24 protein-coding genes, 1 tRNA gene, 1 riboswitch and 1 other annotated feature (1 of these 27 only partly in view) are annotated in these 24,382 nt (G+C 36.1%); of the genes, 23 read left to right on the forward strand and 2 right to left on the reverse strand.

The window, feature by feature from the left end; genetic code table 11:
* The first annotated feature begins 11 nt into the window (after positions 1-11).
* The 9 genes from SM124_RS03165 (at position 12) to SM124_RS03205 (ending at position 10,514) form a co-directional block, all read left to right on the forward strand.
* Positions 12-419, forward strand: a complete 408-nt coding sequence (locus SM124_RS03165) for a DUF350 domain-containing protein (protein WP_322445290.1) — start codon at positions 12-14, stop codon at positions 417-419.
* A 292-nt stretch (positions 420-711) separates the two neighbouring features.
* Complete coding sequence (locus tag SM124_RS03170; RefSeq protein ID WP_322445291.1) at positions 712-2,415, forward strand: long-chain-fatty-acid--CoA ligase; 1,704 nt, start codon at positions 712-714, stop codon at positions 2,413-2,415.
* Between the two features lie 217 nt (positions 2,416-2,632).
* The gene (gene fadR / locus SM124_RS03175) at positions 2,633-3,217 is read left to right on the forward strand and encodes a fatty acid metabolism transcriptional regulator FadR (RefSeq protein WP_322445292.1); all 585 of its coding nucleotides are present in this window, start codon (positions 2,633-2,635) and stop codon (positions 3,215-3,217) included.
* A gap of 64 nt (positions 3,218-3,281) precedes the next feature.
* On the forward strand, positions 3,282-4,055 hold the full coding sequence (locus SM124_RS03180) for an enoyl-CoA hydratase (protein WP_322445293.1): 774 nt from the start codon (positions 3,282-3,284) through the stop codon (positions 4,053-4,055).
* Positions 4,056-4,176: 121 nt separating this feature from the next.
* Positions 4,177-4,950, forward strand: coding sequence for an electron transfer flavoprotein subunit beta/FixA family protein (locus SM124_RS03185; RefSeq protein WP_322445294.1), 774 nt, complete (start codon positions 4,177-4,179; stop codon positions 4,948-4,950).
* A gap of 109 nt (positions 4,951-5,059) precedes the next feature.
* Positions 5,060-6,037 (forward strand): electron transfer flavoprotein subunit alpha/FixB family protein, encoded by a 978-nt coding sequence (locus SM124_RS03190; protein ID WP_322445295.1) that lies wholly within the window; start codon positions 5,060-5,062, stop codon positions 6,035-6,037.
* A 404-nt stretch (positions 6,038-6,441) separates the two neighbouring features.
* Positions 6,442-6,756 carry a thioredoxin gene (gene trxA, locus SM124_RS03195; RefSeq protein WP_322445296.1) on the forward strand — a complete coding sequence of 105 codons (315 nt, stop codon included), beginning with the start codon at positions 6,442-6,444 and terminating at the stop codon, positions 6,754-6,756.
* Between the two features lie 265 nt (positions 6,757-7,021).
* Positions 7,022-8,794: an excinuclease ABC subunit UvrC gene (gene uvrC / locus SM124_RS03200; protein ID WP_322445297.1), complete on the forward strand. Its 1,773-nt coding sequence runs from the start codon at positions 7,022-7,024 to the stop codon at positions 8,792-8,794.
* Between the two features lie 63 nt (positions 8,795-8,857).
* Positions 8,858-9,038: riboswitch (Lysine riboswitch) on the forward strand.
* Between the two features lie 249 nt (positions 9,039-9,287).
* Positions 9,288-10,514, forward strand: a complete 1,227-nt coding sequence (locus tag SM124_RS03205) for an aspartate kinase (protein WP_322445500.1) — start codon at positions 9,288-9,290, stop codon at positions 10,512-10,514.
* A gap of 313 nt (positions 10,515-10,827) precedes the next feature.
* On the opposite strand, the gene SM124_RS03210 is transcribed toward SM124_RS03205, so the two are convergent.
* Positions 10,828-11,265 carry a YslB family protein gene (locus SM124_RS03210; protein WP_322445298.1) on the reverse strand — a complete coding sequence of 146 codons (438 nt, stop codon included), beginning with the start codon at positions 11,263-11,265 and terminating at the stop codon, positions 10,828-10,830.
* Between the two features lie 385 nt (positions 11,266-11,650).
* Between SM124_RS03210 and SM124_RS03215 the strand changes: the two genes are divergently transcribed.
* The 4 genes from SM124_RS03215 (at position 11,651) to SM124_RS03230 (ending at position 15,404) form a co-directional block, all read left to right on the forward strand.
* Positions 11,651-12,259, forward strand: coding sequence for a succinate dehydrogenase cytochrome b558 subunit (locus SM124_RS03215; protein WP_322445299.1), 609 nt, complete (start codon positions 11,651-11,653; stop codon positions 12,257-12,259).
* A gap of 87 nt (positions 12,260-12,346) precedes the next feature.
* Positions 12,347-14,107 (forward strand): succinate dehydrogenase flavoprotein subunit, encoded by a 1,761-nt coding sequence (gene sdhA / locus SM124_RS03220; RefSeq protein WP_322445300.1) that lies wholly within the window; start codon positions 12,347-12,349, stop codon positions 14,105-14,107.
* 2 nt (positions 14,108-14,109) lie between these two features.
* The gene (gene sdhB, locus SM124_RS03225) at positions 14,110-14,871 is read left to right on the forward strand and encodes a succinate dehydrogenase iron-sulfur subunit (RefSeq protein ID WP_322445301.1); all 762 of its coding nucleotides are present in this window, start codon (positions 14,110-14,112) and stop codon (positions 14,869-14,871) included.
* 143 nt (positions 14,872-15,014) lie between these two features.
* A complete protein-coding gene (locus tag SM124_RS03230) occupies positions 15,015-15,404 on the forward strand; it encodes a hypothetical protein (RefSeq protein ID WP_322445302.1) in 390 nt (129 codons plus the stop codon).
* 3 nt (positions 15,405-15,407) lie between these two features.
* On the opposite strand, the gene SM124_RS03235 is transcribed toward SM124_RS03230, so the two are convergent.
* A complete protein-coding gene (locus SM124_RS03235; RefSeq protein ID WP_322445303.1) occupies positions 15,408-16,565 on the reverse strand; it encodes a CAP domain-containing protein in 1,158 nt (385 codons plus the stop codon).
* A gap of 361 nt (positions 16,566-16,926) precedes the next feature.
* Between SM124_RS03235 and SM124_RS03240 the strand changes: the two genes are divergently transcribed.
* From SM124_RS03240 to ilvE, 10 genes are all read left to right on the forward strand, one after another.
* The gene (locus SM124_RS03240; RefSeq protein WP_322445304.1) at positions 16,927-17,394 is read left to right on the forward strand and encodes an acyl-CoA thioesterase; all 468 of its coding nucleotides are present in this window, start codon (positions 16,927-16,929) and stop codon (positions 17,392-17,394) included.
* 179 nt (positions 17,395-17,573) lie between these two features.
* Positions 17,574-17,798: a spore germination transcription factor GerE gene (gene gerE, locus SM124_RS03245; RefSeq protein ID WP_322445305.1), complete on the forward strand. Its 225-nt coding sequence runs from the start codon at positions 17,574-17,576 to the stop codon at positions 17,796-17,798.
* A gap of 208 nt (positions 17,799-18,006) precedes the next feature.
* Complete coding sequence (locus SM124_RS03250) at positions 18,007-18,459, forward strand: MarR family winged helix-turn-helix transcriptional regulator (protein ID WP_322445306.1); 453 nt, start codon at positions 18,007-18,009, stop codon at positions 18,457-18,459.
* 10 nt (positions 18,460-18,469) lie between these two features.
* The gene (gene racE / locus SM124_RS03255) at positions 18,470-19,282 is read left to right on the forward strand and encodes a glutamate racemase (RefSeq protein WP_322445307.1); all 813 of its coding nucleotides are present in this window, start codon (positions 18,470-18,472) and stop codon (positions 19,280-19,282) included.
* Between the two features lie 136 nt (positions 19,283-19,418).
* Entirely contained in the window at positions 19,419-20,471 is a 1,053-nt protein-coding gene (locus tag SM124_RS03260; protein WP_322445308.1) for a GerMN domain-containing protein, read from the forward strand.
* Positions 20,472-20,671: 200 nt separating this feature from the next.
* Positions 20,672-21,448: a ribonuclease PH gene (gene rph / locus SM124_RS03265; RefSeq protein ID WP_322445309.1), complete on the forward strand. Its 777-nt coding sequence runs from the start codon at positions 20,672-20,674 to the stop codon at positions 21,446-21,448.
* Complete coding sequence (locus tag SM124_RS03270) at positions 21,445-22,041, forward strand: XTP/dITP diphosphatase (protein ID WP_322445310.1); 597 nt, start codon at positions 21,445-21,447, stop codon at positions 22,039-22,041. Before rph ends, SM124_RS03270 begins: the two co-directional genes overlap by 4 nt.
* Before the next feature lie 33 nt (positions 22,042-22,074).
* Entirely contained in the window at positions 22,075-22,596 is a 522-nt protein-coding gene (locus SM124_RS03275; protein ID WP_322445311.1) for a metallophosphoesterase, read from the forward strand.
* Positions 22,597-22,737: 141 nt separating this feature from the next.
* Positions 22,738-22,814, forward strand: a tRNA-Arg gene (locus SM124_RS03280).
* 522 nt (positions 22,815-23,336) lie between these two features.
* Positions 23,337-24,242, forward strand: coding sequence for a branched-chain-amino-acid transaminase (gene ilvE / locus SM124_RS03285; RefSeq protein WP_322445312.1), 906 nt, complete (start codon positions 23,337-23,339; stop codon positions 24,240-24,242).
* A 16-nt stretch (positions 24,243-24,258) separates the two neighbouring features.
* Positions 24,259-24,382: a binding site (T-box leader), on the forward strand; it runs 128 nt beyond the window's last position.

Genomic DNA, 24,382 nt, shown 5'->3' on the forward strand with positions numbered 1-24,382 from the left:
GGGAGAAAACGATGATGAATTTTTGGGAGAATGAGTTCATTCAAACAGCCGCTTACTGTAGCGTCGTGATTCTTTGTATGATAGTTTTCTTAGCCATTTTTGAACTTGTTACAAAGTATAAAAATTGGGATGAAATAAAGAATGGAAATGTTGCTGTTGCTATGGCGACCGGCGGAAAAATCTTTGGGATTGCCAATATCTTTAGACATTCTATTTTGCAGCACGACACGTTATTAAACATGATTAGTTGGGGAGTATTTGGATTCTTTTTATTGTTAATTGCCTATTTCATATTTGAATTTTTAACACCAAAATTCAATATTGATGTAGAAATAGAAAATGACAACAGAGCGGTTGGTTTAATATCCCTAATCATCTCGATCGGACTATCGTTTGTAATCGGAGCGGGAATTTCTTAAGGAGAGAACTCGATTGGAAAAGTTAGCTAAAATTTTGCTCATCCTATGTGGGGGATTTTTTGCCCTTGGTTTAATATATTTGCTCTTTTTTGCATAAGAGAAGGAGTCTCGGCAAAAAAACATATTACAAAAAGTCGCTAGTATTCAATTGGCGACTTTTTTCTAATTAGTTAGTCCTAAACCGAATAGATAAATCGTATCAGGTTGTGATTGTAACAAATTGTTCACTATATTATAATAAAAAGAGAACAGTTTGAATGTTCTAAAAATTATCTAAAAAGGGGGTTAATCAATGTCAGATTTAAAACCATGGCTGAAAAATTATCCGGATGAAATCCCTGCTACGTTATCCTACACAAATGAGCCGGTGCAAAAGTATTTAAAAAACACAGCCGAAGAGTTTCCAAATAAAGTCGCTATTCACTTTATGGGGAAGGAATACACGTATCAAGAGGTATATGAGCAGTCATATAAGCTTGCTGGGTATCTTCAAGATCTTGGAATTGAAAAAGGAGACCGAGTAGCTATCATGTTACCGAACTGCCCTCAAGCTGTTGTAAGCTATTATGGAATACTGATGGCTGGTGGAATCGTTGTTCAAACCAATCCTTTATATATGGAACGAGAGCTTGAGTATCAAATGAAAGACTCTGGAGCGAAAGCCATTGTAACGATGGATATCTTATTCCCTAGGGTTACAAAGGTGATGGCTAACACCGAACTTAAACACGTAATTGTAACCGCTATCAAGGATGCCCTTCCATTCCCAAAAAATTTAATTTACCCTTTTATACAGAAAAAGCAGTACGGCATATCTGTTACGGTCAAACATGAAGGAAATCATCATCTACTAACGGAAATCTTAAAACAACCTAATCGAAAATTAAAAGAATTAGAGTTTGATTTTGAAGAAGATTTAGCTCTTTTACAATATACAGGAGGAACAACTGGTTTTCCTAAAGGAGTAATGCTTACACATAAAAACTTAGTAGCGAATGCTACGATGTGTAATGCTTGGCTTTATAAGTGTAAAAAAGGTGAAGAAGTGGTCTTAGGAATTCTTCCATTTTTCCATGTATATGGAATGACAACGGTGTTAATCTTATCCGTTATGCAAGCACAAAAAATGGTCCTTCTTCCAAAGTTTGATCCAACGACAACACTAAAAACCATTCAAAAACAGCGTCCAACTTTATTTCCAGGGGCACCTACTATTTATATCGGTCTACTTAATCATCCAGATTTACAAAAATACGATCTATCTTCTATAGATTCATGTATCTCAGGTTCAGCTGCACTCCCAGTAGAAGTTCAACAAAAGTTTGAAGAAGTGACAGGTGGTAAGCTTGTTGAAGGATATGGTTTGACAGAATCATCCCCAGTTACTCATTCGAACTTCCTATGGGACCGTCCAAGAATAAAAGGTAGTATTGGAGTACCTTGGCCAGATACGGAGGCAGCCATATTTTCATTAGAAAATGGCGAACGACTGCCTGTTGGTGAAATTGGTGAAATTGCTATAAATGGTCCGCAAATCATGAAAGGTTATTGGAATAGACCTGAGGATACAGAGCAAACACTAAGAGATGGATGGTTGTTAACGGGTGATCTCGGTTATATGGATGAAGAAGGTTATTTTTTCGTAGTAGACAGAAAGAAAGACATGATTATCGCTGGTGGCTATAATATCTATCCGCGTGAAATTGAGGAAGTCTTATACGAACATCCTGATGTACAAGAGGTAGTGGTAGCGGGTATTCCTGATCCGTACAGAGGTGAAACGGTTAAAGCGTATGTTGTTCTAAAAGAAGGGGCAAAATTAACAGAAGATGAATTGAATAAGTACGCACGAAAGTATTTAGCAGCGTATAAAGTACCAAGATCTTATGAATTTAGAGAAGAGCTGCCGAAAACCGCTGTAGGGAAAATTTTAAGAAGAGCATTAGTAGATGAAGAAAAGAAAAAGTTGCAAAATGATGAAGAGAAACGGGCTTAAACTTTATGGTAGAGACCGATTCAATCGGCTCTAATTTTTTGTGCAAAATAAACTTGTCCTAGATGGCCGGTAATGACATAATGAGTATAGTTTTTATATGAATCTCTCCTTGACAGATAGGGGTTGTAATACTATTATAAAAATATGAATGACGATTCATTCATTTCAACTCAAAATATCATAAAGCTCCCAAAGTTCTTGAAAGGAGGGACAGAACTTGAAGAAAAATAAACCTAAGTATAAGCAAATTATAGATGCAGCGGTTATCGTTATCGCGGAAAATGGCTACCACCAAGCACAAGTTTCCAAGATTGCAAGACAAGCTGGAGTTGCTGATGGTACCATCTATCTCTACTTTAAGAATAAGGAAGACATACTTATATCTCTCTTTCAAGAAAAAATGGGAAACTTTGTTGAAAAAATAGAAGAAAAGATTGCAGGAAAAGATACAGCGGCAGAGAAATTATTAATGATGGTTGAAACGCACTTTCACATGCTGTCAGAAGATAAGCACCTGGCAATCGTAACCCAGCTTGAATTAAGACAGTCCAATAAGGATTTACGTTTAAAAATCAATGATGTTTTAAAAGGATATCTAAAACTAGTAGATAGCATCTTAATTGAAGGAAAAGAAAGTGGAGAATTCTCTGAAAATCTAGATGTTCGCTTAGCTAGACAAATGATATTTGGAACAATGGATGAAACCGTAACATCATGGGTTATGAACGAACAAAAGTATAATTTAACTGCTTTAGCAGGCTCTGTTCACCGTTTGTTATTAAACGGGTGTGGAAAAGGATAGCAGCAGTGTTTCTATCTCAGGGGGATTTTTTAGACAAAGCCTTTATCTAATAGGAGGGATAAAAGTGGAATATTTGAAATGGTCCTATAAGGATTTGATAGCTACAATCACAATTGAACGTCCACCAGCGAATGCTTTATCAAATGGTTTACTGAGAGAAATTTCAGCTGTACTGGATGAGGTAGAGAATAACGACGAAATTCGTGTTATATTAATTCATGGGGAAGGCCGATTCTTCTCTGCTGGAGCGGATATTAAGGAATTCACTACAGTACAATCGGATGAGGAATTCTCTAAACTTGGTGAATATGGTCAAAATCTTTTCGAAAGAATGGAAAAATTCCCAAAACCTATTATAGCAGCGATTCATGGTGCAGCACTTGGAGGCGGTTTAGAATTAGCAATGGCTTGCCACTTCCGCTTAGTCACAGAAAGTGCTAAACTTGGATTACCAGAGCTTCAACTTGGATTAATTCCAGGCTTTGCTGGTACACAACGCCTGCCTAAATATGTTGGTGTGGCTAGAGCAGCAGAAATGCTATTTACGAGCGACCCAATTTCAGGACTAGAAGCTGTTCAATACGGGTTAGCAAACCACGCTTTCCCTGAAGAAGAACTTCTAGACAGAGCATATACAATGGCGGCAAAAATAGCGAAAAAGAGTCCTATTTCCATTAAGGCAACTATTGAGCTATTAAACTACTCTAAAAACGAAGAGTTCTATCAAGGTGTAAAAAGAGAAGCTCAACTTTTTGGAGAAGTATTTGGATCAAATGACGGCCAAGAAGGAATCTCTGCTTTTATCGAAAAAAGAGAGCCTAACTTTACTGGCAAGTAAATGATTAATCTACCTGAATTTAAAGAGAGCTTACAAAAAGTTCTATGTGGGCTTTCTTTAAAATAAATTTTTTTAATCTTTCGAACTGAAGAAATGTTTGATTATTTAGGAGGGGAAATACATGAACATCTATGTTTTAATGAAAAGAACTTTCGATACTGAAGAAAAAATCACTATTTCTGGCGGGAAAGTTAATGAAGACGGTGCAGAATTCATCATCAACCCTTACGACGAATATGCAATCGAAGAAGCAATCCAAGTTCGTGATGCACAAGGCGGAGAAGTAACTGTTATTTCTGTAGGTAACGAAGAAACAGAAAAACAACTTCGTACAGCATTAGCAATGGGTGCAGATAAAGCAGTATTAATTAACACAGAAGATGATCTTGATTATGCAGATCAATTCACTACAGCGAAAATTTTAGCTGAATACTTAAAAGATAAAGATGCTGATTTAATTATTGGCGGTAACGTAGCAATCGACGGCGGTTCTGGTCAAGTTGGACCTCGCGTAGCTGAGCTATTAGATATCCCTTATGTGACTACTATTACAAAGCTTGAAATCAACGGAAGCACAGCAACAGTTGTTAGAGACGTAGAAGGCGATTCTGAAGTTATCGAAACTAGTCTACCTCTTTTAGTAACAGCTCAACAAGGTTTAAACGAGCCTCGCTATCCTTCTTTACCAGGGATCATGAAAGCGAAGAAAAAACCTCTTGATGAGTTAGAGCTAGATGATCTTGATCTTGAAGAAGATGATGTTGAAGCAAAAACGAAAACAATCGAAATCTACTTACCACCTAAAAAAGAAGCTGGAAGAGTACTTGAAGGTGAATTAGCAGATCAAGTGAAGGAACTAGTAAATCTACTTTATACTGAAGCTAAAGTTGTTTAATTTAAGAGTTTAGGATTTTAATAAAGACCTATTATCAAAAATTAATTGCACTCGGGGCAATATCTTATGCGAATAGAGTCGTGAATAATTACGCAGGGGGTAAAACAAAATGGCTAGAAAAGTATTAGTGTTAGGCGAAGTACGTGACGGTTCATTACGTAATGTGTCTTTTGAAGCAATTGCTGCTGCAAAAACAGTTGCTGAAGGCGGCGAAGTTGTAGGTGTTTTACTTGGAGAAAGTGTAAGCGCTTTAGGAACTGAGCTAATTCAATTTGGTGCGGACCGTGTGGTTGTTGTTGAAGATGCAAAATTAAATCAATATACTTCTGATGGTTATGCTCAAGCATTAGTAGCTGTCATTGATAGTGAGAGCCCAGAAGGATTAGTATTTGGTCACACTGCACTTGGTAAAGATCTATCTCCAAAAATTGCAGCTAAATTAAATTCTGGTTTAATTTCAGATGCTACAGCTGTAGAAGAAGCTGGTGGAAACGTTGTGTTCACTAGACCAATCTACTCTGGTAAAGCTTTCGAAAAGAAAATTGTTACTGAAGGATTAATCTTTGCTACTGTACGTCCAAATAATATTGCTCCTTTAGCAAAAGATGAGTCAAGAACAGGCGATGTATCTTCATTATCAGTAGACATTAAAGATCTTCGTGCCATCATTAAAGAAGTAGTTCGTAAAGCTAGTGAAGGTGTAGACCTTTCTGAAGCGAAAGTTGTTATTGCTGGTGGCCGTGGTGTGAAGAGTGAAGAGGGCTTTGAACCATTAAAAGAGCTTGCTCAAGTACTTGGTGGTGCAGTTGGAGCTTCTCGTGGTGCATGTGACGCAGAATACTGTGACTACTCACTACAAATCGGTCAAACAGGTAAAGTTGTTACTCCAGACCTTTACATTGCTTGCGGTATTTCAGGAGCGATTCAGCATTTAGCTGGTATGTCAAACTCAAAAGTAATCGTAGCAATCAACAAAGACCCTGAAGCGAACATCTTTAAAGTAGCTGACTACGGTATCGTTGGTGACTTATTCGAAGTAGTTCCAATGTTAACGGAAGAATTTAAAAAATTAAAAGTTAATGCTTAATTGATAATAACGAGCGGTTTTGCTACCGCTCGTTATCTTTTTGTTATGTATGTCGAATAATGTTTATTTGTGTCGAATAAACGATATATTGAGAAATTCGATGATATATTACTCAAATTCGATGATATATTTTAAAAAAAGATGATATATAAACCAAATCCGATGATATATGCAAAAGTGAATGTATCTATTGTAATGAGAAAAGGTCATAACTCTAGATTTCAGAGTAAATTATAAGTAAAGAGCAATATTTTTGTAAAAAAATCAGTCCTATGCTAATTTTTAAACGTATAGATATCTTATAAAAGGTAAAAATACGTTCGAAACATATTATTAGCATGATTTAACAATCGATGATATACTGACGTTAGATTTTTAGTAATTATTTAGGAGGCATGTGTATTATGGCTATTACAAACGCTACTGATCAAACATTCTCAACTGAAACTGGTTCAGGTTTAGTTCTTGCAGACTTCTGGGCTCCATGGTGTGGTCCTTGTAAAATGATCGCTCCAGTTCTTGAAGAGTTAGATGGAGAAATGGGAGATAAAGTTAAAATCGTAAAAATCGATGTTGACGAAAACCAAGAAACTGCTGCAAAATTTGGAGTTATGAGCATCCCAACTCTACTTGTAATGAAAGATGGAGAAGTGGTTGATAAAGTGGTAGGTTTCCAACCTAAAGAAGCTTTAGCTGACCGTTTAAATTCTCACCTATAATAAATCACTCTATGATCTGAGAAAACCTCCCAACATTTGGTTGAGAGGTTTTTTTATTTTAAGAGTTCTTCCCTCTCAAATAAGCTCCCTAAATTGTTAGATGATTCTTGTTTTCAAAAGTAGGATGTTTAGATTAAAATAAACACTAGACTCTTGATGGTAGATTTCAGATGGATTGATACCATTTTTATATAATAAAATGATTTAAAAAGTTTTTAGCCTGAAGATCAATATAGCAAAGGGTAACAGGGGGTGTAAAATACACATGAATGATACGATTAAAAATAAGTTAGCTTTTCTCCCTGATCAACCAGGGTGCTATTTAATGAAGGATAGACAAGGAACGATTATATATGTAGGGAAAGCAAAAGTGTTAAAGAATCGTGTGCGTTCCTATTTTACTGGCTCACATGATGGAAAAACGCAAAGATTAGTAAGTGAAATTGAGGATTTCGAGTATATTGTCACCTCTTCCAATATAGAAGCACTTATTCTTGAACTTAATCTTATTAAAAAACATGACCCGAAATATAATGTCATGTTGAAGGATGATAAGACTTATCCGTTTATTAAGTTAACGGCAGAACGTCATCCTAGATTAATCACAACTCGTAAAGTAAAAAAAGATAAAGCGAAATATTTTGGTCCGTATCCAAATGTTACCGCAGCAAATGAAACGAAAAAGTTACTAGACCGTATTTATCCGTTAAGAAAATGCTCTACTCTTCCAGACCGTGTTTGTCTTTATTATCATCTTGGTCAGTGTCTCGCTCCTTGTGTGAAAGAGGTGGAAGAAGCCACATATAAAGAAATGGTCGAAGAAATAACTAAATTTTTAAATGGCGGCTATAAAGAGATAAAAAAAGAGCTTACGGAAAAAATGGGAAAAGCAGCAGAAGAATTAGATTTTGAACGCGCGAAAGAATATCGTGATAAAATTGCTCACATTGAAGCAACGATGGAGAAGCAAAAAATGGCTACAACTGACTTTACTGACCGTGATGTATTCGGCTATGCGGTCGATAAAGGCTGGATGTGTGTCCAAGTCTTTTTCGTAAGGCAAGGTAAACTAATTGAACGCGATGTCTCCATGTTTCCTATATACGATGAGCCAGATGAAGAGTTTTTAACATTTCTCGGGCAATTTTATGAAAAAACGAATCACTTTAAACCGAAGGAAATTCTACTTCCAGCAAATGTAGATGAATCTGTAGCAGAGGAATTTTTACAAGTAAAAGTGATAAAGCCTCAAAAGGGGAAAAAGAAAGATTTAGTAAGCTTAGCTGAAAAAAATGCTTCAATCGCCCTTAAAGAGAAATTCTCACTAGTTGAAAGAGACGAAGAACGTACGATTAAAGCTGTCGAGCAACTAGGGACACAGCTAGGAATCTATACACCCCATCGTATTGAAGCTTTCGATAACTCAAATATTCAAGGGACAGACCCTGTATCGGCAATGGTTGTATTCATTGATGGGAAGCCCGCAAAAAGAGAATATCGAAAATATAAAATTAAATCAGTTAAAGGTCCTGATGATTATGAATCAATGCGCGAGGTTGTCAGAAGACGTTATTCTCGTGTTTTAAAGGAAGAGTTACCCATTCCCGATTTAATCATGATTGATGGGGGAAAAGGACATGTAGAAGCAGTGAGAGATGTTCTTGAGAATGAGCTAGGTTTAGATATTCCATTATCAGGATTAGTAAAAGATGACAAGCACCGTACATCTCAGTTGTTATATGGAAATCCACTTGAGATTATTCCTCTTGAGAGAAATAGTCAGGAATTTTATTTATTACAAAGAATTCAAGATGAAGTTCACCGCTTTGCGATTACGTTCCATCGACAGTTAAGAGGAAAAAATGCCTTTCAGTCCATATTGGATGACGTGGATGGAATCGGAGAAAAGCGTAAGAAACTTCTATTAAAACACTTTGGTTCAATTAAGAAAATGAAGGAAGCCAGTTTAGAAGCCTTAACTGACTTAGGTTTACCAAAAAATGTAGCTGAAGAACTATTAAGAAAATTACAAGAATAGCATTGTCACTCGAAATAGGCTATGCTATAATGAATGAAAATTTCATATTCACTTTTAAGTTAAAGTGAAGGTAGAGGTGCGAACACCAATAGTAATAGCTTGGAGAATGATGAGATTCTGCGAAGAGCTGTCAAAGGGGATGTTTGCCGAAGTGGAGATAGAACTCATATCTAACTCTGCTGGTTCTGCATTGAATAAATGTAGGATTGTCAAGACAAGGCCGTCTTGGAGAGCTATCTCACTGTGTGAACGTACTATTGTATTTTTTTACGTTTTTAAGCACAGCAATGAGATAATTCTCATTGCTTTTTTTGTGTTCATTTAAATTTTTTGTTCACGTTTGATATTAGTGCTTATTAGATTTAATTTGCTTGTTCATTTTGTAGGTCTTCTAAGGACACTATAAATATATAGCAACAAGTTGTTTATCAGGGTACAACGAACGCTACATAAAAGACGGCCAATCATGAGATTACAGAAAGAAGGGGAAACTGTGGGAATAATCGTCCAAAAATTTGGTGGAACATCAGTTGGAAGTGTAGAGAGAATTTTAAATGTAGCAGAAAGAGTAATCGAAGAAAAGAATAGAGGCAACAATGTTGTTGTCGTTGTATCAGCTATGGGGAAAACAACGGATCAGCTAGTAAGCTTAGCAAAAGAAATTTCTTCTAGTCCAAACAAGCGTGAAATGGATATGCTTCTTACAACAGGGGAGCAAGTGACTATTTCTTTATTAGCAATGGCATTACTAGAAAAAGGCCATGATGCTGTTTCCTATACTGGCTGGCAAGCAGGGATTAAAACAGAATCGGTGCATGGAAATGCTCGAATTTTAGATATAGATCCTACTCGTGTTCAAAGCGAATTAAATCAAGGAAGAATTGTCATTGTTGCAGGATTCCAAGGACTTACAGAGAGCGCGAACATTTCCACTTTAGGGCGCGGAGGTTCTGATACTACCGCTGTCGCATTAGCAGCTGCTTTAAAAGCGGATAAATGTGATATTTACACCGATGTAACAGGGGTTTACACGACTGATCCTAGATATGTGAAAACGGCAAGAAAGCTACTATCCGTTTCATATGATGAAATGCTAGAACTAGCGAATCTAGGTGCAGGTGTCCTACATCCAAGAGCCGTAGAATTTGCAAAGAACTATTCATTACCGCTTGAGGTTCGCTCAAGTATGGAGAGAGAAACGGGTACAATCATCGAGGAGGAAGTTAAAATGGAACAAAATTTAGTTGTCCGTGGAGTGGCATTTGAGGATGAAATTACAAGAGTAACGGTACTTGGATTGCCTCATTCATTAACAAGTCTTTCAACCATCTTTACCACTTTGGCTAAAAGCCATTTAAACGTAGATATTATTATTCAAAGCACGACGAATGAAAAAACAAATTTATCATTCTCTATCAAAAGTGAAGATTTAGAAGAAACTTTAGCTGTTCTAGAGAACAATAAAGAGAGTCTACAATACGAAGGCATTGAATCTGAATCTAACTTAGCAAAAGTATCAATTGTCGGATCTGGAATGATATCCAATCCAGGAGTAGCAGCTGAAATGTTTGAAGTTTTAGCGAACAATGACATCCAAGTAAAAATGGTAAGTACTTCAGAAATTAAGGTCTCAACCGTTGTTGAAGAAAGCAAAATGCTTCAAGCAGTAGAAGCTCTTCATGAAGCATTCGAATTATCTGGAAAAGCGGTTCATTCTTAAAAAGTAATTATTCTACAAGGTACTTTTTTGATGAAAATTGTTGTTTGTAAAAAATTTTGAAACACTGAGTGGATTGTAGCGGAGGGCACTTGACTCCAGCAGGAAATAGAGGAAAGGTCGAGACCCCACAGACGGAACGTCGAGGAGGCTCGACTTCCTCCCTGCGGAAAGCAAGTGCCCGGAGCGGAAAGGAACGGACAACATTCAGGGGGAAATTATAATAAGTTTGCTTTATTATAAATAATCAATTTTACTTTTAACCAAAACAAAAAGCTTTCAGTTATAAGTTGAAAGCTTTTTGTTCTTAATCAAATTAACCTAAGTGATCCTTATTATCCCATTTAACTGTAAAAGTGACTTTTTTAGAACGCTTTTTTGGATGCTCATAAGCTTCTGAAATAACATTGCGCTGCATTTCAATTTGCTGAGCCAAAAATCCAGCCTCCAATTGGAAATGAGCTTCTTGGTTTTCCTTAAGTCTACGCGTAATGTATTCACCAGTTAATTCACATTCTAATTCATTCTTTAATTCATTTTCGAATATAAGAGTTCCCCAGCCTGCTTTTTGGAAAAAATCAATAATTTGATCATGGGATTCTAAAGGGTATTTTCGCGCAAGGCTTTTACCAGCCCAATATAAAATAGATGAAGTATCTTTTCCAAGTATATCAGGAATGAGTACATCTCTTATCAGCTCATATCCAAATGCCGAAACAGTAGCAGTTGGTTCTTTTATTTCATTAGAGTTCATATGTAAAATAATCTCCCCTCTTTCTACTATTCTATTATATACAATTAATAAATTTTTACGCATAGTAATGAGAAAAAAAGAGGCGGACAAACGATAGTAAAAATTGTTATTTCAATATACTTCAATTTGTGGTTTCATTAAGTAGAGCACCATGTTGTTTACTTTTTTTGTAATATCAATATATCAAAAAAATTTAAATTTTATATAACATTTTATGTATCCGTTTTCTTGACGGTAAGTAATGTTGGGAGTAAAATGAACATGTCACATAATTGTAAGAAAATGTTGAACGTTTTTCTTAACTGATGAGTTAGTGTATCTTCTGTAATGGGTAATGGGGAGGAGAACGAGCGCATCTGTTTTAATTTTTGAGGGGGGTAAATATATGGCAGGTAATCGAGAGTTTTTTTATCGCAGATTGCATTCTTTGCTAGGGGTTATTCCAGTAGGTTTATTCCTAGTACAACATCTTGTAATCAACCATTTTGCTACAGGAGGAGAGGAGTCTTTTAATAAAGCTGCACACTTTATGGAAAGTCTACCATTCCGTTATGCTTTAGAAATTTTTATTATTTTCTTACCTTTATTGTTCCACGCAATTTATGGGCTTTATATCGCTTTTACTGCTAAAAACAACACTAGTAAATTTGGATTCTTTAGAAACTGGATGTTTAGACTTCAACGTATATCAGGTGTTATTACATTAGTGTTTGTAACTTGGCACGTTTGGGAAACACGTATTGCTGCAGCATTTGGAGCTGAAGTGAACTATCAAATGATGGAGAACATATTAGCTAATCCAATTATGTTCTGGTTCTATGTGCTTGGTGTTGTTTCTACTATTTTTCACTTTGCTAACGGACTATGGTCATTCATGGTTAGCTGGGGAATTACAGTATCACCTAGAGCTCAAGTGATTTCAACTTACGTAACAATCGGTATCTTTATTGCACTTTCATTTGTTGGTATTCGTGCATTATTAGCGTTCGTATAAGAATGATAGAAATTAAGTTTTATAGATAAATATTTCTAGAAATGATCGGAAAATTTGATGGACTAAGGATTAAAGGAGTGAGTCACGATGGGTAAAGGAAAAGTTATTGTAGTCGGTGGCGGTTTAGCCGGCTTAATGGCGACGATTAAAGTGGCAGAATCAGGACATCCGGTAGAGCTATTCTCTTTAGTACCGGTAAAACGTTCTCACTCTGTTTGTGCCCAAGGTGGTATTAATGGAGCGGTAAATACAAAAGGTGAAGGTGACTCTCCATGGGAGCACTTTGACGATACAGTTTATGGTGGAGATTTTTTAGCAAACCAACCACCTGTTAAGGCTATGACTGAAGCAGCACCTGGAATCATTCACTTATTAGACCGTATGGGAGTTATGTTCAACCGTACTCCAGAAGGACTATTAGACTTCCGTCGCTTTGGTGGAACACAGCATCACCGTACAGCATTTGCTGGTGCGACAACTGGTCAACAGCTTCTTTATGCATTAGATGAGCAAGTTCGTCGTCATGAAGTGGCTGGTCTAGTGACGAAGTATGAAGGTTGGGAATTCTTAGGTTCTGTTGTAGACGATGAAGGTGTCTGCCGTGGTGTCGTTGCTCAAAACTTAACTTCAATGGAAATTAAATCATTCCCTGCTGATGCAGTAATACTTGCAACTGGTGGTCCTGGTATCATCTTTGGTAAGTCTACAAACTCAGTTATCAATACGGGTTCTGCTGCATCCATTGTGTACCAACAAGGTGCATATTATTCTAATGGTGAGTTCATTCAGATCCACCCTACAGCGATTCCTGGTGACGATAAGCTTCGTCTAATGAGTGAATCAGCTCGTGGTGAAGGTGGACGTGTATGGACATATAAAGACGGTAAGCCTTGGTACTTCCTTGAGGAAAAATATCCTGCGTACGGAAACCTAGTACCTCGTGATATCGCAACTCGTGAAATCTTTGATGTATGTGTTAATCAAAAATTAGGTATTAACGGCGAAAACATGGTTTACCTTGATTTATCTCATAAAGATCCTAAAGAGCTTGATATTAAGCTTGGTGGAATCATTGAAATTTATGAGAAGTTCATGGGTGATGACCCACGTAAATTACCAATGAAAATCTTCCCTGCTGTTCACTACTCAATGGGTGGATTATGGGTAGATTACGATCAAATGACGAACATTCCAGGTTTATTTGCTGCTGGTGAGTGTGATTATTCACAACACGGTGCAAACCGACTGGGCGCTAACTCATTATTATCTGCTATCTATGGTGGTATGGTTGCTGGACCGAAAGCACTTGAGTATATTAGCGGACTTAAGAAGAGTGTTGATTCTATTTCATCTTCTTTATTCGATCGTTTTGTTAAAGAAGAAGAAAACAAATGGAACAAGGTTATGTCGCTTGATGGAAATGAAAATGCATATGTACTTCATAAAGAGCTTGGTGAGTGGATGACTGATAACGTTACTGTTGTTCGCCACAATGACAAGCTATTAAAAACAGACGAGAAAATCGTTGAGCTTTTAGAGCGTTATGAAAACATTAACATTAACGATACAGCTAAATGGAGTAACCAAGGTGCAATTTTCACTCGCCAATTACAAAACATGCTTCAATTAGCTCGTGTAATTACAATCGGTGCTTACAATCGTAATGAAAGCCGTGGAGCCCATTATAAGCCTGAATTCCCTGATCGTAATGACGAGGAATTCTTAAAAACTACAATGGCTAAATTCGTAGATGCTAAATCAGCACCAGCATTCCACTACGAGGAAGTTGATACTGGTTTAATTGCACCACGTAAACGTGATTACTCTAAAAAGAAAGGGGATAACTAAAAATGTCTGAAAACAAAACAGTACGTTTTATCATTACACGTCAAGATAGTCCTGACGCTGCCCCTTATCAGGAAGAATTCGAATTAGCTTATCGTCCGAATATGAACGTAATCTCTGCTTTAATGGAGATTCGTCGTAATCCGGTAAATAAATCAGGTAATAAAACAACTCCAATCAACTGGGACATGAACTGTTTAGAAGAAGTTTGTGGTGCATGTTCAATGGTTATTAACGGAAAGCCGCGTCAATCTTGTACAGCGCTAGTTGATCAGTTAGAGCAACCAATTCGCTTAGAGCCAATGCGTACATTCCCAGTTGTTCGTGACTTACAAGTAGATCGTAGTCGTATGTTTGATTCACTTAAAAAGGTTAAAGCATGGATTCCAATCGATGGAACTTATGATTTAGGACCTGGACCACGTATGCCTGAGAGAAAACGTCAATGGGCATATGAGTTATCTAAATGTATGACTTGTGGAGTATGTTTAGAGGCTTGTCCGAACGTTAACAGTAAATCTAACTTTATTGGACCTGCTCCATTATCTCAAGTTCGCTTATTCAACGCACATCCAACTGGTGAAATGAACAAGCCAGAACGTCTACAAGAGATTATGGGAGATGGAGGACTTGCGAACTGCGGTAACTCTCAAAACTGTGTTCAGTCTTGTCCAAAAGGTATTCCTTTAACAACGTCAATCGCTGCTCTTAACAGAGATACAACAATCCAAGCTTTCAGAAACTTCTTTGGAAGCGACCAAGCATAAAACAACAAAAGCCTCCTACTTATGGAGGCTTTTGTTGTTTTCAAAAAGCAAATTCTCAGAAAAATATATATGATTATAAGCTTGTCTAATAATTTTTTGTTTTTAAGAGAAAATATAACTAGTCTAACTTGGAGGGAGTACACATGAGAACCTTCACTATAGGTATGTTACTTTTGTTTTCTCTTAATCTATGTACAGTTGAAGCTATTTCAAATAAACAGGTTAATTCTGAGGATCTCAAAGAAGTATTATTGACCCAATTTCATCATGAAATTTCTGAATCCATTAAGACGTCGTATAAGGTACAAATTCCTCAATATGAAAAAGAAAATATTATTTCAATAAAGAAAAATGTAGTTCCTGAACCTTCCGAAGAAATGAAACCAGGAACTACGTACGAAATAGAAATATCGGTTGAAGTGTTAACTAATACAGAAGAACGGGAATTATTTACTTTATTACTGAGTAACGATAATATTCAAGGTGAATTCAAAGTGATAGATACAGACCGAAAAAAGTTAGGAGGTAGGTAATAATTATTTCGTAAAGTACTTTTGCGTATAATAAGGCTGGGATTTAGAATTAAAGGCAACACCAACACCTAAGTTTTCGAAGCCAGGCTTGAGTATGTTTTTTCGATGGCCAAGAGAATTCATTAAACCTTCGTGAGCAAAGATACTGCTAAATTGACCGGTAGCTAGGTTTTCTCCAGCTAGTGTAAAAATGATATTATCTTCAGTCATGCGATCAAAAGGAGATTGCCCCTTTAGGTTCTTATGGTCAAAGTAATTATTTTCTGCCATGTCATTACTATGTCTTCTGGCAGTCATTTTAACATGCTCATCCCAATTTAATATACCTAATTGGTGTTTAACCCTAGTTGCATTCGTTAGGTCAAAAAGTTGAAATTCAAAACCCTCTTTTAGTTTCGTACTAGCTTTAGTATAAAATTCCCTCTTATTAGCTTCTAAATGTTCATCAACAATTTGAATGGCCGTAACGGTATTGTCTTCGTGTTTATCATAAAATACGGTTACATAGCTCCCTACTAGTCGGAACATATCATAATCTCTGTTTTGTTGAAATTGATAATATATTAGTCCCTTTTGGATCTTCGATAACGGCTCACCTAAAATGTTTAAAACCTTGTCTTTCTCTGTCCCAAGGCTAATTCCTTTTGTAGAAGTGACCAAATCATTATTCGTATATAGTGCGGCAACCTTCCCCTTTTTATTATAGGCGACCATCATGAAGTTTTGATAATTTTCATGGTAAGCATACCACTTAACACCATATTCATTAAATGATTCTCGCTTCGGTTTTCCTATTTGCTTTTCAACATCCCTTCTTAAATCTCCAAGCTCAATATTATAAATCGAAAAAGCCTGTTTATCAGGTGCTTTTAATTTAGGTTTTTCTACACTGAATAGGATTTCAGGTTGATCTTTACTTAATTTATCTGTCTTCGTTTCTAGCTGTTGTACCAAACTAATCATTCGCATATCCAATGATTGAAAGAAATCAGTTATATTTTCGTTTTTCTTTAGTGAATCTAAATCATCTTTTATTGTTATAAGTGCTGTTTTAATTTCAGAGTAACTGGATGGTTTACCGTAGGCAGACCAAGAAGAGTAAGATATAAGTAAAATAATAGCAAAAAGAAATAAACGTCTCAGGAAACCATCTCCCTTCAAACCAGATGCTTCTAACTATAATAAGTTTTCTTTCTCAATTTTGTTCTTTGATACTTAGTCAATAAATGGAACCATCCAAGAATCTGCAATATGTCTTACTATAAAATCTCTTCACTAGAATGGACAGTAATCCTATTGATTAAACCAGTAGCTTTAACAAAAGATCCTTATATAATTTATAACATAATTTATATAAAAATAACTAAATATTCTTAATATTTTTATAAATAAGTATCTAGGGGTTTCTAATTCTATAAATAATTTGTCGATTTTAAGTTTCTTTGTTTTCAAACTATTCAAAAATAATTTATAATAAAAGAATGAATAATCATTCATTACATATATGATTGGAGGATATAGTGTGAGCAGAGTAAGTTATATTCAAGACTTCACCTCTTGGGTAAATGAATTTGAATTCTATCACTCGGTTAAGGTTAGATTTTCTGAAACGGATATGTTTGGGCACTTAAACAATACAGTCCCTTTTGTATATTTTGAGGAAGCGAGAATTGAATATTTTAAGAATAAAGGATTTATGCAAGAGTGGGTCCATCCTGCAAACGAGACCATCCCTGTTGTGGCAGACTTACAGTGTGATTACTTAAAGCAAGTTTTCTTTGATGAACATTTAAAGGTTTATGTAAAGGCAGAAAAAATCGGAACATCCTCCGTAGATATTCATTATATGGCTAAGAGGGAAAATGGAGAAGTATGCTTCGTTGGCCGGGGAACAATCGTACAAATTTCAAAGCTAACGGGTAAGGGAGTACCTTGGAGTGATGAAATGAAGGATTTATTAGAAAGTGACAAGGTCGTTAGCATATCATAACCTGAATTAATCTCAGGGTTGAAGTAAATGTAAAGGTAAAAAAAGCACATTTTAAAATAAATATTTCTCCTATCAAGAAATTCAGTCACTTCAGTACTTTTATTCACATAAGATATGGTGACTAAATATATACCCATCCCGCTGTTCATAGCTGGCGAAGGCAAGGAGGGTTACAATACTTGAAGGAGAATGACTTTAATCACAAGCCGTTACTCACCAAACGTGAAAGAGAAGTGTTCGAACTGTTAGTCCAAGATAAGACGACAAAAGAGATCGCGAGTGAGTTATTTATTAGCGAAAAAACGGTTCGAAATCATATTTCCAATGCCATGCAAAAGCTTGGTGTTAAGGGGCGATCACAAGCAGTTGTAGAGCTCCTTCGAATGGGAGAGCTAGAACTTTAATCCTGACCGGCTATCCTTTATGGTGGCCGGTTTACCATTAATTTGAAGAAATTAGAATAAGTACTATCCAATATAGTGATAATTAGTAATCCCTATATTTCCTGCTTGATATTTAAGTGAAAAAAGTAGAAAATAGAGCAAAGAACCTTATTAGAATAAGTGGTTATGAACGGAAAAATTAGACTTGCTTAATTAGGAGCTGTTGTTTATGAAAATAGAGGAAGTTAAGAAAGACTTAGATATTTTTGGAGATATAGAGAAAGACTTACGATACATATCCGGTATCATTAAACAAAAGGGTCGTGAAATTTTAAGCAACTACACCATTACTCCACCTCAGTTTGTTGCTTTACAATGGTTATTTGAAGATGGAGATATGACGATTGGTGAATTGTCTAATAAAATGTTCTTAGCTTGCAGTACAACAACGGACCTAGTTGATCGTATGGAAAAAAATGAACTAGTTATGAGAGTAAAAGATCCTAATGATCGTAGAGTCGTTCGAATTCACCTTTTAGAAGAAGGCGAGCGTATTATTGAAGAAGTTATTAAAAAGCGCCAAATGTACCTACAAGAAGTTTTGAAAAATTTCACAAGCGATGAAATCGTTCTTTTAAAGAACAACTTAACGAAACTACACCAAGAAATGCGAGAAGATTGAGGCGAGAAGTTTGGAACAACCAATTGGCGTGATTGACTCGGGAGTTGGAGGTTTAACGGTTGCGCGAGAAATTATGCGACAGCTTCCAAATGAACAAATTATATATTTGGGTGATACGTCCCGATGTCCTTATGGTCCAAGACCTAGTGAAGAAGTAAAAACTTTTACGTGGCAGATGACACGTTTTCTATTAAAAAAAAATATTAAAATGCTTGTTATTGCCTGTAATACGGCAACGGCAGTCGTACTTGAGGAAATACAAAATTCTCTTTCAATACCAGTGATAGGTGTGATTAATCCTGGGGCAAGAAGTGCGATTAAAGTTACAAAGAATTTTCATATTGGAGTATTAGGTACAATTGGTACCGTAAAGAGTAATGCGTACGAAAATGCATTAAAGTCCATTAATAGTAGTACTGTTGTTAAGAGCCTTGCTTGTCCAAAGTTTGTTCCATTAGTAGAAAGCGGGGAATATGAAGGACCAGTTGCAAAAAAAGTAGTCGCAGAAACTTTATCTCCATTAAAAAATCAAGGCCTAGATACGTTAATTTTGGGATGCACTCATTATCCGTTATTAGAAAATATTATTAAAAATGTTATGGGAAAGAAAGTGACCGTCATCAGTTCAGGTGAGGAAACAGCCCGTGAGGTTAGTACGATTTTGCATTATAACAAACTGTTATCTAAGAGTAAGATCGAACCTAAACATGAATTTTACACAACTGGTTCAAGTACCATTTTTACACGTATTGCTTCTAAATGGTTGGATAAAAAAGTCAGTTCAGTAAAAACGATAAAATTAGACAATGACAGTCTCCGATAAGGGGGCTATTTTTTTTGTCCAATATATCGTTCCAAAAAAATAAAAATAGGAATGTCCAAATTTTTTTAACTATTACGGTCTAATTTTGAAATAGGCTCGTATACATGTAGTACAAACTGTCTTTGGAGGGGTTTACATGTCCAAAAATAAAAAAATCGTTTCAGCTGTTATTGTGTCATCTGTATTATTATCTGGTTGTGGTTTATTAGGTGGAGAAAAGAAAGAAAAAATTGATCCACCGCAGTCTGTCACTTATACGGATGATGGAACTTCCGTTGAGACAACTGGTAAGGAAGCTGGGGAGAATGAAGCAGTTGAAAGCTCTTTAATGACTGAACTATACCTAGTGGATAAAAACGGTTATGTGGTGCCTCAAACGGTAGCTCTTCCGAAAACAAACTCTGTAGCTAAACAAGCTTTAGAGCACTTAGTCCAAAACGGCCCAGTTACAGAAATGTTACCTAATGGATTTGCAGCTGTCATTCCATCTGATACTTCGATTAGCGTAGACATTAAAGACAAGGTGGCAGTAGTAGATTTTTCAAAGGAATTTAAAAACTACAAGCCAGAGGATGAAATGAAAATTCTACAATCTGTTACTTGGACATTAACGCAATTTGATTCTATCGATTCTGTGAGATTAAAGTTGAATGGACATGAACTAACAGAGATGCCTGTAAATGGTACACCTATTAGTGATAATCTAACGAGAGCAAATGGAATTAACTTAGATACTTCTGATGTTGCTGATGTTACTAATACAAAAGCAGTTACCGTATATTATCTTGGTGGAGAAGAAGGTAATTACTATTACGTCCCAATTACACGAAGAGTTAGCAACTCAACAGATAACAATATCGTTGCCGCTGTTAACGAATTAGTAAAAGGTCCAAGCTATACTTCTAACTTAGTAAGTGATTTCTTACCAGATGTAAAACTTCTAGAGGAACCAAAAGTGGAAGATGGAAAAGTAACGCTTAACTTTAACGAGTCCGTATACGGAAGCTTTGAAGAAAAAATTATTTCACAACACTTATTAAGTACTTTAGTCCTTTCTTTAACGGAACAGACAGGCATTGAAAGTGTCGCTGTTACTGTAAACGGAGAAGCTGATTTAGTTAATGAAGAAGGCGATAAGTTAACTGAACCAGTTACAAGACCAGAAAATGTGAACACAGGTAGTTTTTAAAAAATCTTTTTTGATATACTATAGATAGGTGTAAAGATGAGGAGGCAATAAGCCGCCTCTTTCTTTATTGTGTAGCTTTTTTCATCTGATTTTGTGAAAATAGCCGATAAAAATCATACATATAGCTCACTAAAGAATCTTACATAAGGGTTTTAAACATTTACTTTAGTGATAATGGCAATAATTTAGGAGGTTTTTTTGTGAGAGTAGATGAAAGACAACCGATTGAGTTAAGAACGATTGATATTGAAACCAATTATTTAATCCACCCAGAAGGTTCTGTTCTAATTACGGTTGGGGATACGAAGGTCATTTGTACTGCGAGTATAGATGAGCGTGTTCCTCCTTTTATGAGAGGCGAAGGAAAAGGCTGGATTACAGCTGAGTATTCTATGCTTCCTAGAGCGACTCAGCAGCGTAATATTAGAGAATCTGCAAAAGGTAAAATTACCGGTCGAACAATGGAGATTCAACGACTAATTGGACGTGCACTTAGAGCAGTTGTTAATTTGGAGGCTATTGGAGAAAGAACTGTATGGATTGATTGTGATGTGATTCAGGCAGATGGGGGAACTAGAACGGCATCCATTACGGGTGCATTTGTAGCCATGTCATTGGCATTGCACAATCTTTATTTAACAAAGAAATTAGCTAAGTATCCTATTAATGATTTTCTAGCTGCTACAAGTGTTGGAATTTTAGAGGATAACCAAGTCGTTCTTGATTTAAATTACATTGAAGATTCAAAGGCCCATGTTGATATGAATATTGTTATGACGGGTAATGGTGAGTTTGTTGAGTTACAAGGAACTGGTGAGGAATCTACTTTCTCATATAATCAGCTTCAAGATCTTCTAAAATCCGGTCAAGAAGGAATTATGGAGTTGTTCGAATATCAAAAATCAGCTTTGGGTGAGGAGATTTCTAATCTGATTACTCAAACTAAATCAAAGAATGAGGAGCAATCTTCAAAATGAAAGAAATAATTATTGCAACAAAAAATAAAGGCAAGGCAAAAGAATTTGAACAAATGTTTTTGCCACTTGGCTTTGAAGTAAAGACATTATTAGACTATAACGATATTGGTGACATAGAAGAGACCGGTAGCACATTTGAAGAGAATGCGATTATAAAAGCAGAAGAACTATCCAAGCTTCTAAATCAAATTGTCATAGCCGATGATTCTGGATTAATGGTAGATGCTTTGGATGGTGCTCCAGGTATTTATTCGGCAAGATTTGCAGGAGAAGAGAAAAATGACGAAGCGAATATAGACAAAATACTACAACTTCTTCAAGGAGTGCCCGACGAGAAAAGAACGGCAAGATTTTATTGTGCACTAGCAGTAGCCATTCCTTCAAAATCGTCTCAGACTGTTAGTGGGGAGTGTGAAGGAAGAATTCTACACGAGCGAAGAGGTAGTTATGGATTTGGCTATGATCCTATTTTCTTTGCAATCGAAAAAGGAAAGGCTATGGCTGAGTTAACACCAGAAGAAAAAAGCCAGATTAGTCACCGTGCTAAAGCGTTAGAAAAACTGAAAGAGAATCTAACTGCAATATTTGAATAAATTAAAAACCAGTTGATATTGGATGTTGATGATATGTCAAAAGTGCTAATTGTAAGTGATAGTCATGGGTTAACAAAGGAATTAGAGGAATTAAAGAAAAAGCTTGCTGGTGAAGTGGATCTCATGATTCACTGCGGAGATTCAGAGCTACCTTTTGATCACCAGGCTATTTCAGGCTTCGTTACGGTTAGAGGAAATTGTGATTATGAGACCCGCTACAAAGAGGATATTGTCCAAAAAGTAGGGAATTTCAATATTTTTGTCACTCATGGTCATCTTTATTCTGTGAAAACATCTCTAATGGGTCTTCAATATCGTGCACAAGAGTTGAATGCAAACATAGTCTGTTTTGGTCATTCACATATTCTTGGAGTCGAACAGGTTGGAGACATACTGTATATTAATCCTGGCAGCCTAAGATTACCTAGAAGGCGCCATGAAAGAACATATGTTGTATTAGAAATGATTGAAGAAAATATTTCTCTACAAGTATTTGATTTTGATCAAGGGGAAATAATGAGTTTACGACAAAATTTCCTACTTCCCAAAAAATAAGATTCAGAATATAATACTGAAGGGAAGGCTTGCCTTCCCTATACAGTTATTATGTTAAAAGAGTAATTAAAAGCAGTTGACTTTCTTTCCATAAGATTATATAATAATAAATGTCTTAAGAGAACATTATTCTTTTATATTGTCCCAGTAGCTCAGCAGGATAGAGCAACGGCCTTCTAAGCCGTCGGTCGGGAGTTCGAATCTCTCCTGGGACGCCATTTAACACACACACCATAATGTACATATTCCGCTACAAAAACGTTCGCCGTTTTTATAGCGGTTTTTTTATTGTCTTTTTTCTTAGAAAAATTTTTCGTGAAGATTGTTTTACTACCGCAACAATTGAAGCACTGAGTGGAGCGGAAAGGAACGGGTAGAGCACTAAAGAGAACGCTTTCTTTGATGTGAGAAAAACTAACATTAAAACTAAGTTTCTTCTATTAAAAATAAATTTTGAATTTTTTTCTTTGGAAGTAATTGTGAATATATCAACAATGTAAGCGTATACAATAAATCTGATTAGTCTAAATTATCAAACAATTCACAAAAATGATGTTGACGAAGCAAAAAAATGAGCGTAAGATAGTCCTCAATATAAGGTTTAGGCAAATACCAAAACAGTTGACTCTAGTTTAAAAACACGTAAATATCTAAAAACTAGATCACTGTCCTGAAAAATTTTTAACTTAAAAATTTAATCATTTAAAGCGTCTAATTAGTAAATTAAAGAGGTGTTTTTCGTGTCGGAACAATGGATCTTCTTAAATGGCGAATATGTCACAAAGGAAAATGCCAAGATTTCAGTTTATGACCATGGCTTTCTTTATGGAGATGGAATCTTTGAAGGCATTCGGGTGTACAGTGGAAATATCTTTCGCATGAAAGAGCATATGGCAAGGCTTTATGACTCTGCTAAATCAATCATGCTGAACATTCCTTACACTAAAGAAGAGTTTACCGATTTGATTGTTGAAACCGTTGAGAGAAATAAATTTGATGATGCTTATATTCGAGTGGTTGTTTCAAGAGGAGTGGGGGACTTAGGTCTGGACCCGTATAAGTGCCCGAAAGCAAATGTCGTCGTCATTGTAGAACCTTTATCCATTTTCCCGAAAGAGCTTTACGAAACAGGGTTGGAAATTATTACGGTTGCTACGAGAAGAAATCGACCAGATGTTTTGAGTCCAAAAGTAAAATCGCTCAATTATTTAAATAATGTATTGGTTAGAATTGAAGCTCACCTAGCAAATGTAAGTGAAGCGCTTATGTTGAATGACCAAGGGTATGTAGCGGAAGGTTCCGCCGACAATGTATTCATTATTAAAAATGGGTGTTTCTTAACCCCACCTGGATACGTAGGAGCTTTGGAAGGAATAACAAGAAATGCTGTTATCGAAATTGCCAAAGAGCAAGGATATGAAGTAAAAGAAGAACCTTTTACAAGGCATGATGTTTATACGGCTGATGAGGTATTTTTAACAGGAACGGCTGCAGAAGTCATTGCGGTTATTAAGGTAGATGGAAGAGTCATTGGCGATGGAGTTCCTGGAATTCATACAAGAAAATTATTAGAGAAGTTTAGAGAAAGGGTAGTAGCAGAGGGAGTGAAGGTTTACGCTCATAAAGCTACCTCCCAAGTTGGATAAATTTCATTTTCATATAAGGAAAGCGTAGAAGAGGATAAGTAGTTTTATATAAAGTAATCCACAGAGAGCCGGTGGTGCTGAGAACCGGCGATTACCATATAAAATGAACTCACCTCAGAGCACTGTCTTGAAAGTTTATC

Origin of the sequence: Robertmurraya mangrovi (genome assembly GCF_034427655.1) — a bacterium.
Taxonomy (GTDB): domain Bacteria; phylum Bacillota; class Bacilli; order Bacillales; family Cytobacillaceae; genus Robertmurraya_A; species Robertmurraya_A mangrovi.

Excerpts from the sequence above, each read along its gene's own strand:
- SM124_RS03165 (WP_322445290.1), top strand. The coding sequence starts at position 12 with ATGATGAATTTTTGGGAGAATGAGTTCATTCAAACAGCCGCTTACTGT.
- SM124_RS03170 (WP_322445291.1), top strand. The coding sequence starts at position 712 with ATGTCAGATTTAAAACCATGGCTGAAAAATTATCCGGATGAAATCCCT.
- SM124_RS03185 (WP_322445294.1), top strand. The coding sequence starts at position 4,177 with ATGAACATCTATGTTTTAATGAAAAGAACTTTCGATACTGAAGAAAAA.
- SM124_RS03190 (WP_322445295.1), top strand. The coding sequence starts at position 5,060 with ATGGCTAGAAAAGTATTAGTGTTAGGCGAAGTACGTGACGGTTCATTA.
- trxA (WP_322445296.1), top strand. The coding sequence starts at position 6,442 with ATGGCTATTACAAACGCTACTGATCAAACATTCTCAACTGAAACTGGT.
- uvrC (WP_322445297.1), top strand. The coding sequence starts at position 7,022 with ATGAATGATACGATTAAAAATAAGTTAGCTTTTCTCCCTGATCAACCA.
- SM124_RS03210 (WP_322445298.1), bottom strand. The coding sequence starts at position 11,265 with ATGAACTCTAATGAAATAAAAGAACCAACTGCTACTGTTTCGGCATTT.
- SM124_RS03215 (WP_322445299.1), top strand. The coding sequence starts at position 11,651 with ATGGCAGGTAATCGAGAGTTTTTTTATCGCAGATTGCATTCTTTGCTA.
- sdhA (WP_322445300.1), top strand. The coding sequence starts at position 12,347 with ATGGGTAAAGGAAAAGTTATTGTAGTCGGTGGCGGTTTAGCCGGCTTA.
- sdhB (WP_322445301.1), top strand. The coding sequence starts at position 14,110 with ATGTCTGAAAACAAAACAGTACGTTTTATCATTACACGTCAAGATAGT.
- SM124_RS03230 (WP_322445302.1), top strand. The coding sequence starts at position 15,015 with ATGAGAACCTTCACTATAGGTATGTTACTTTTGTTTTCTCTTAATCTA.
- SM124_RS03250 (WP_322445306.1), top strand. The coding sequence starts at position 18,007 with ATGAAAATAGAGGAAGTTAAGAAAGACTTAGATATTTTTGGAGATATA.
- SM124_RS03260 (WP_322445308.1), top strand. The coding sequence starts at position 19,419 with ATGTCCAAAAATAAAAAAATCGTTTCAGCTGTTATTGTGTCATCTGTA.
- SM124_RS03270 (WP_322445310.1), top strand. The coding sequence starts at position 21,445 with ATGAAAGAAATAATTATTGCAACAAAAAATAAAGGCAAGGCAAAAGAA.
- SM124_RS03275 (WP_322445311.1), top strand. The coding sequence starts at position 22,075 with ATGTCAAAAGTGCTAATTGTAAGTGATAGTCATGGGTTAACAAAGGAA.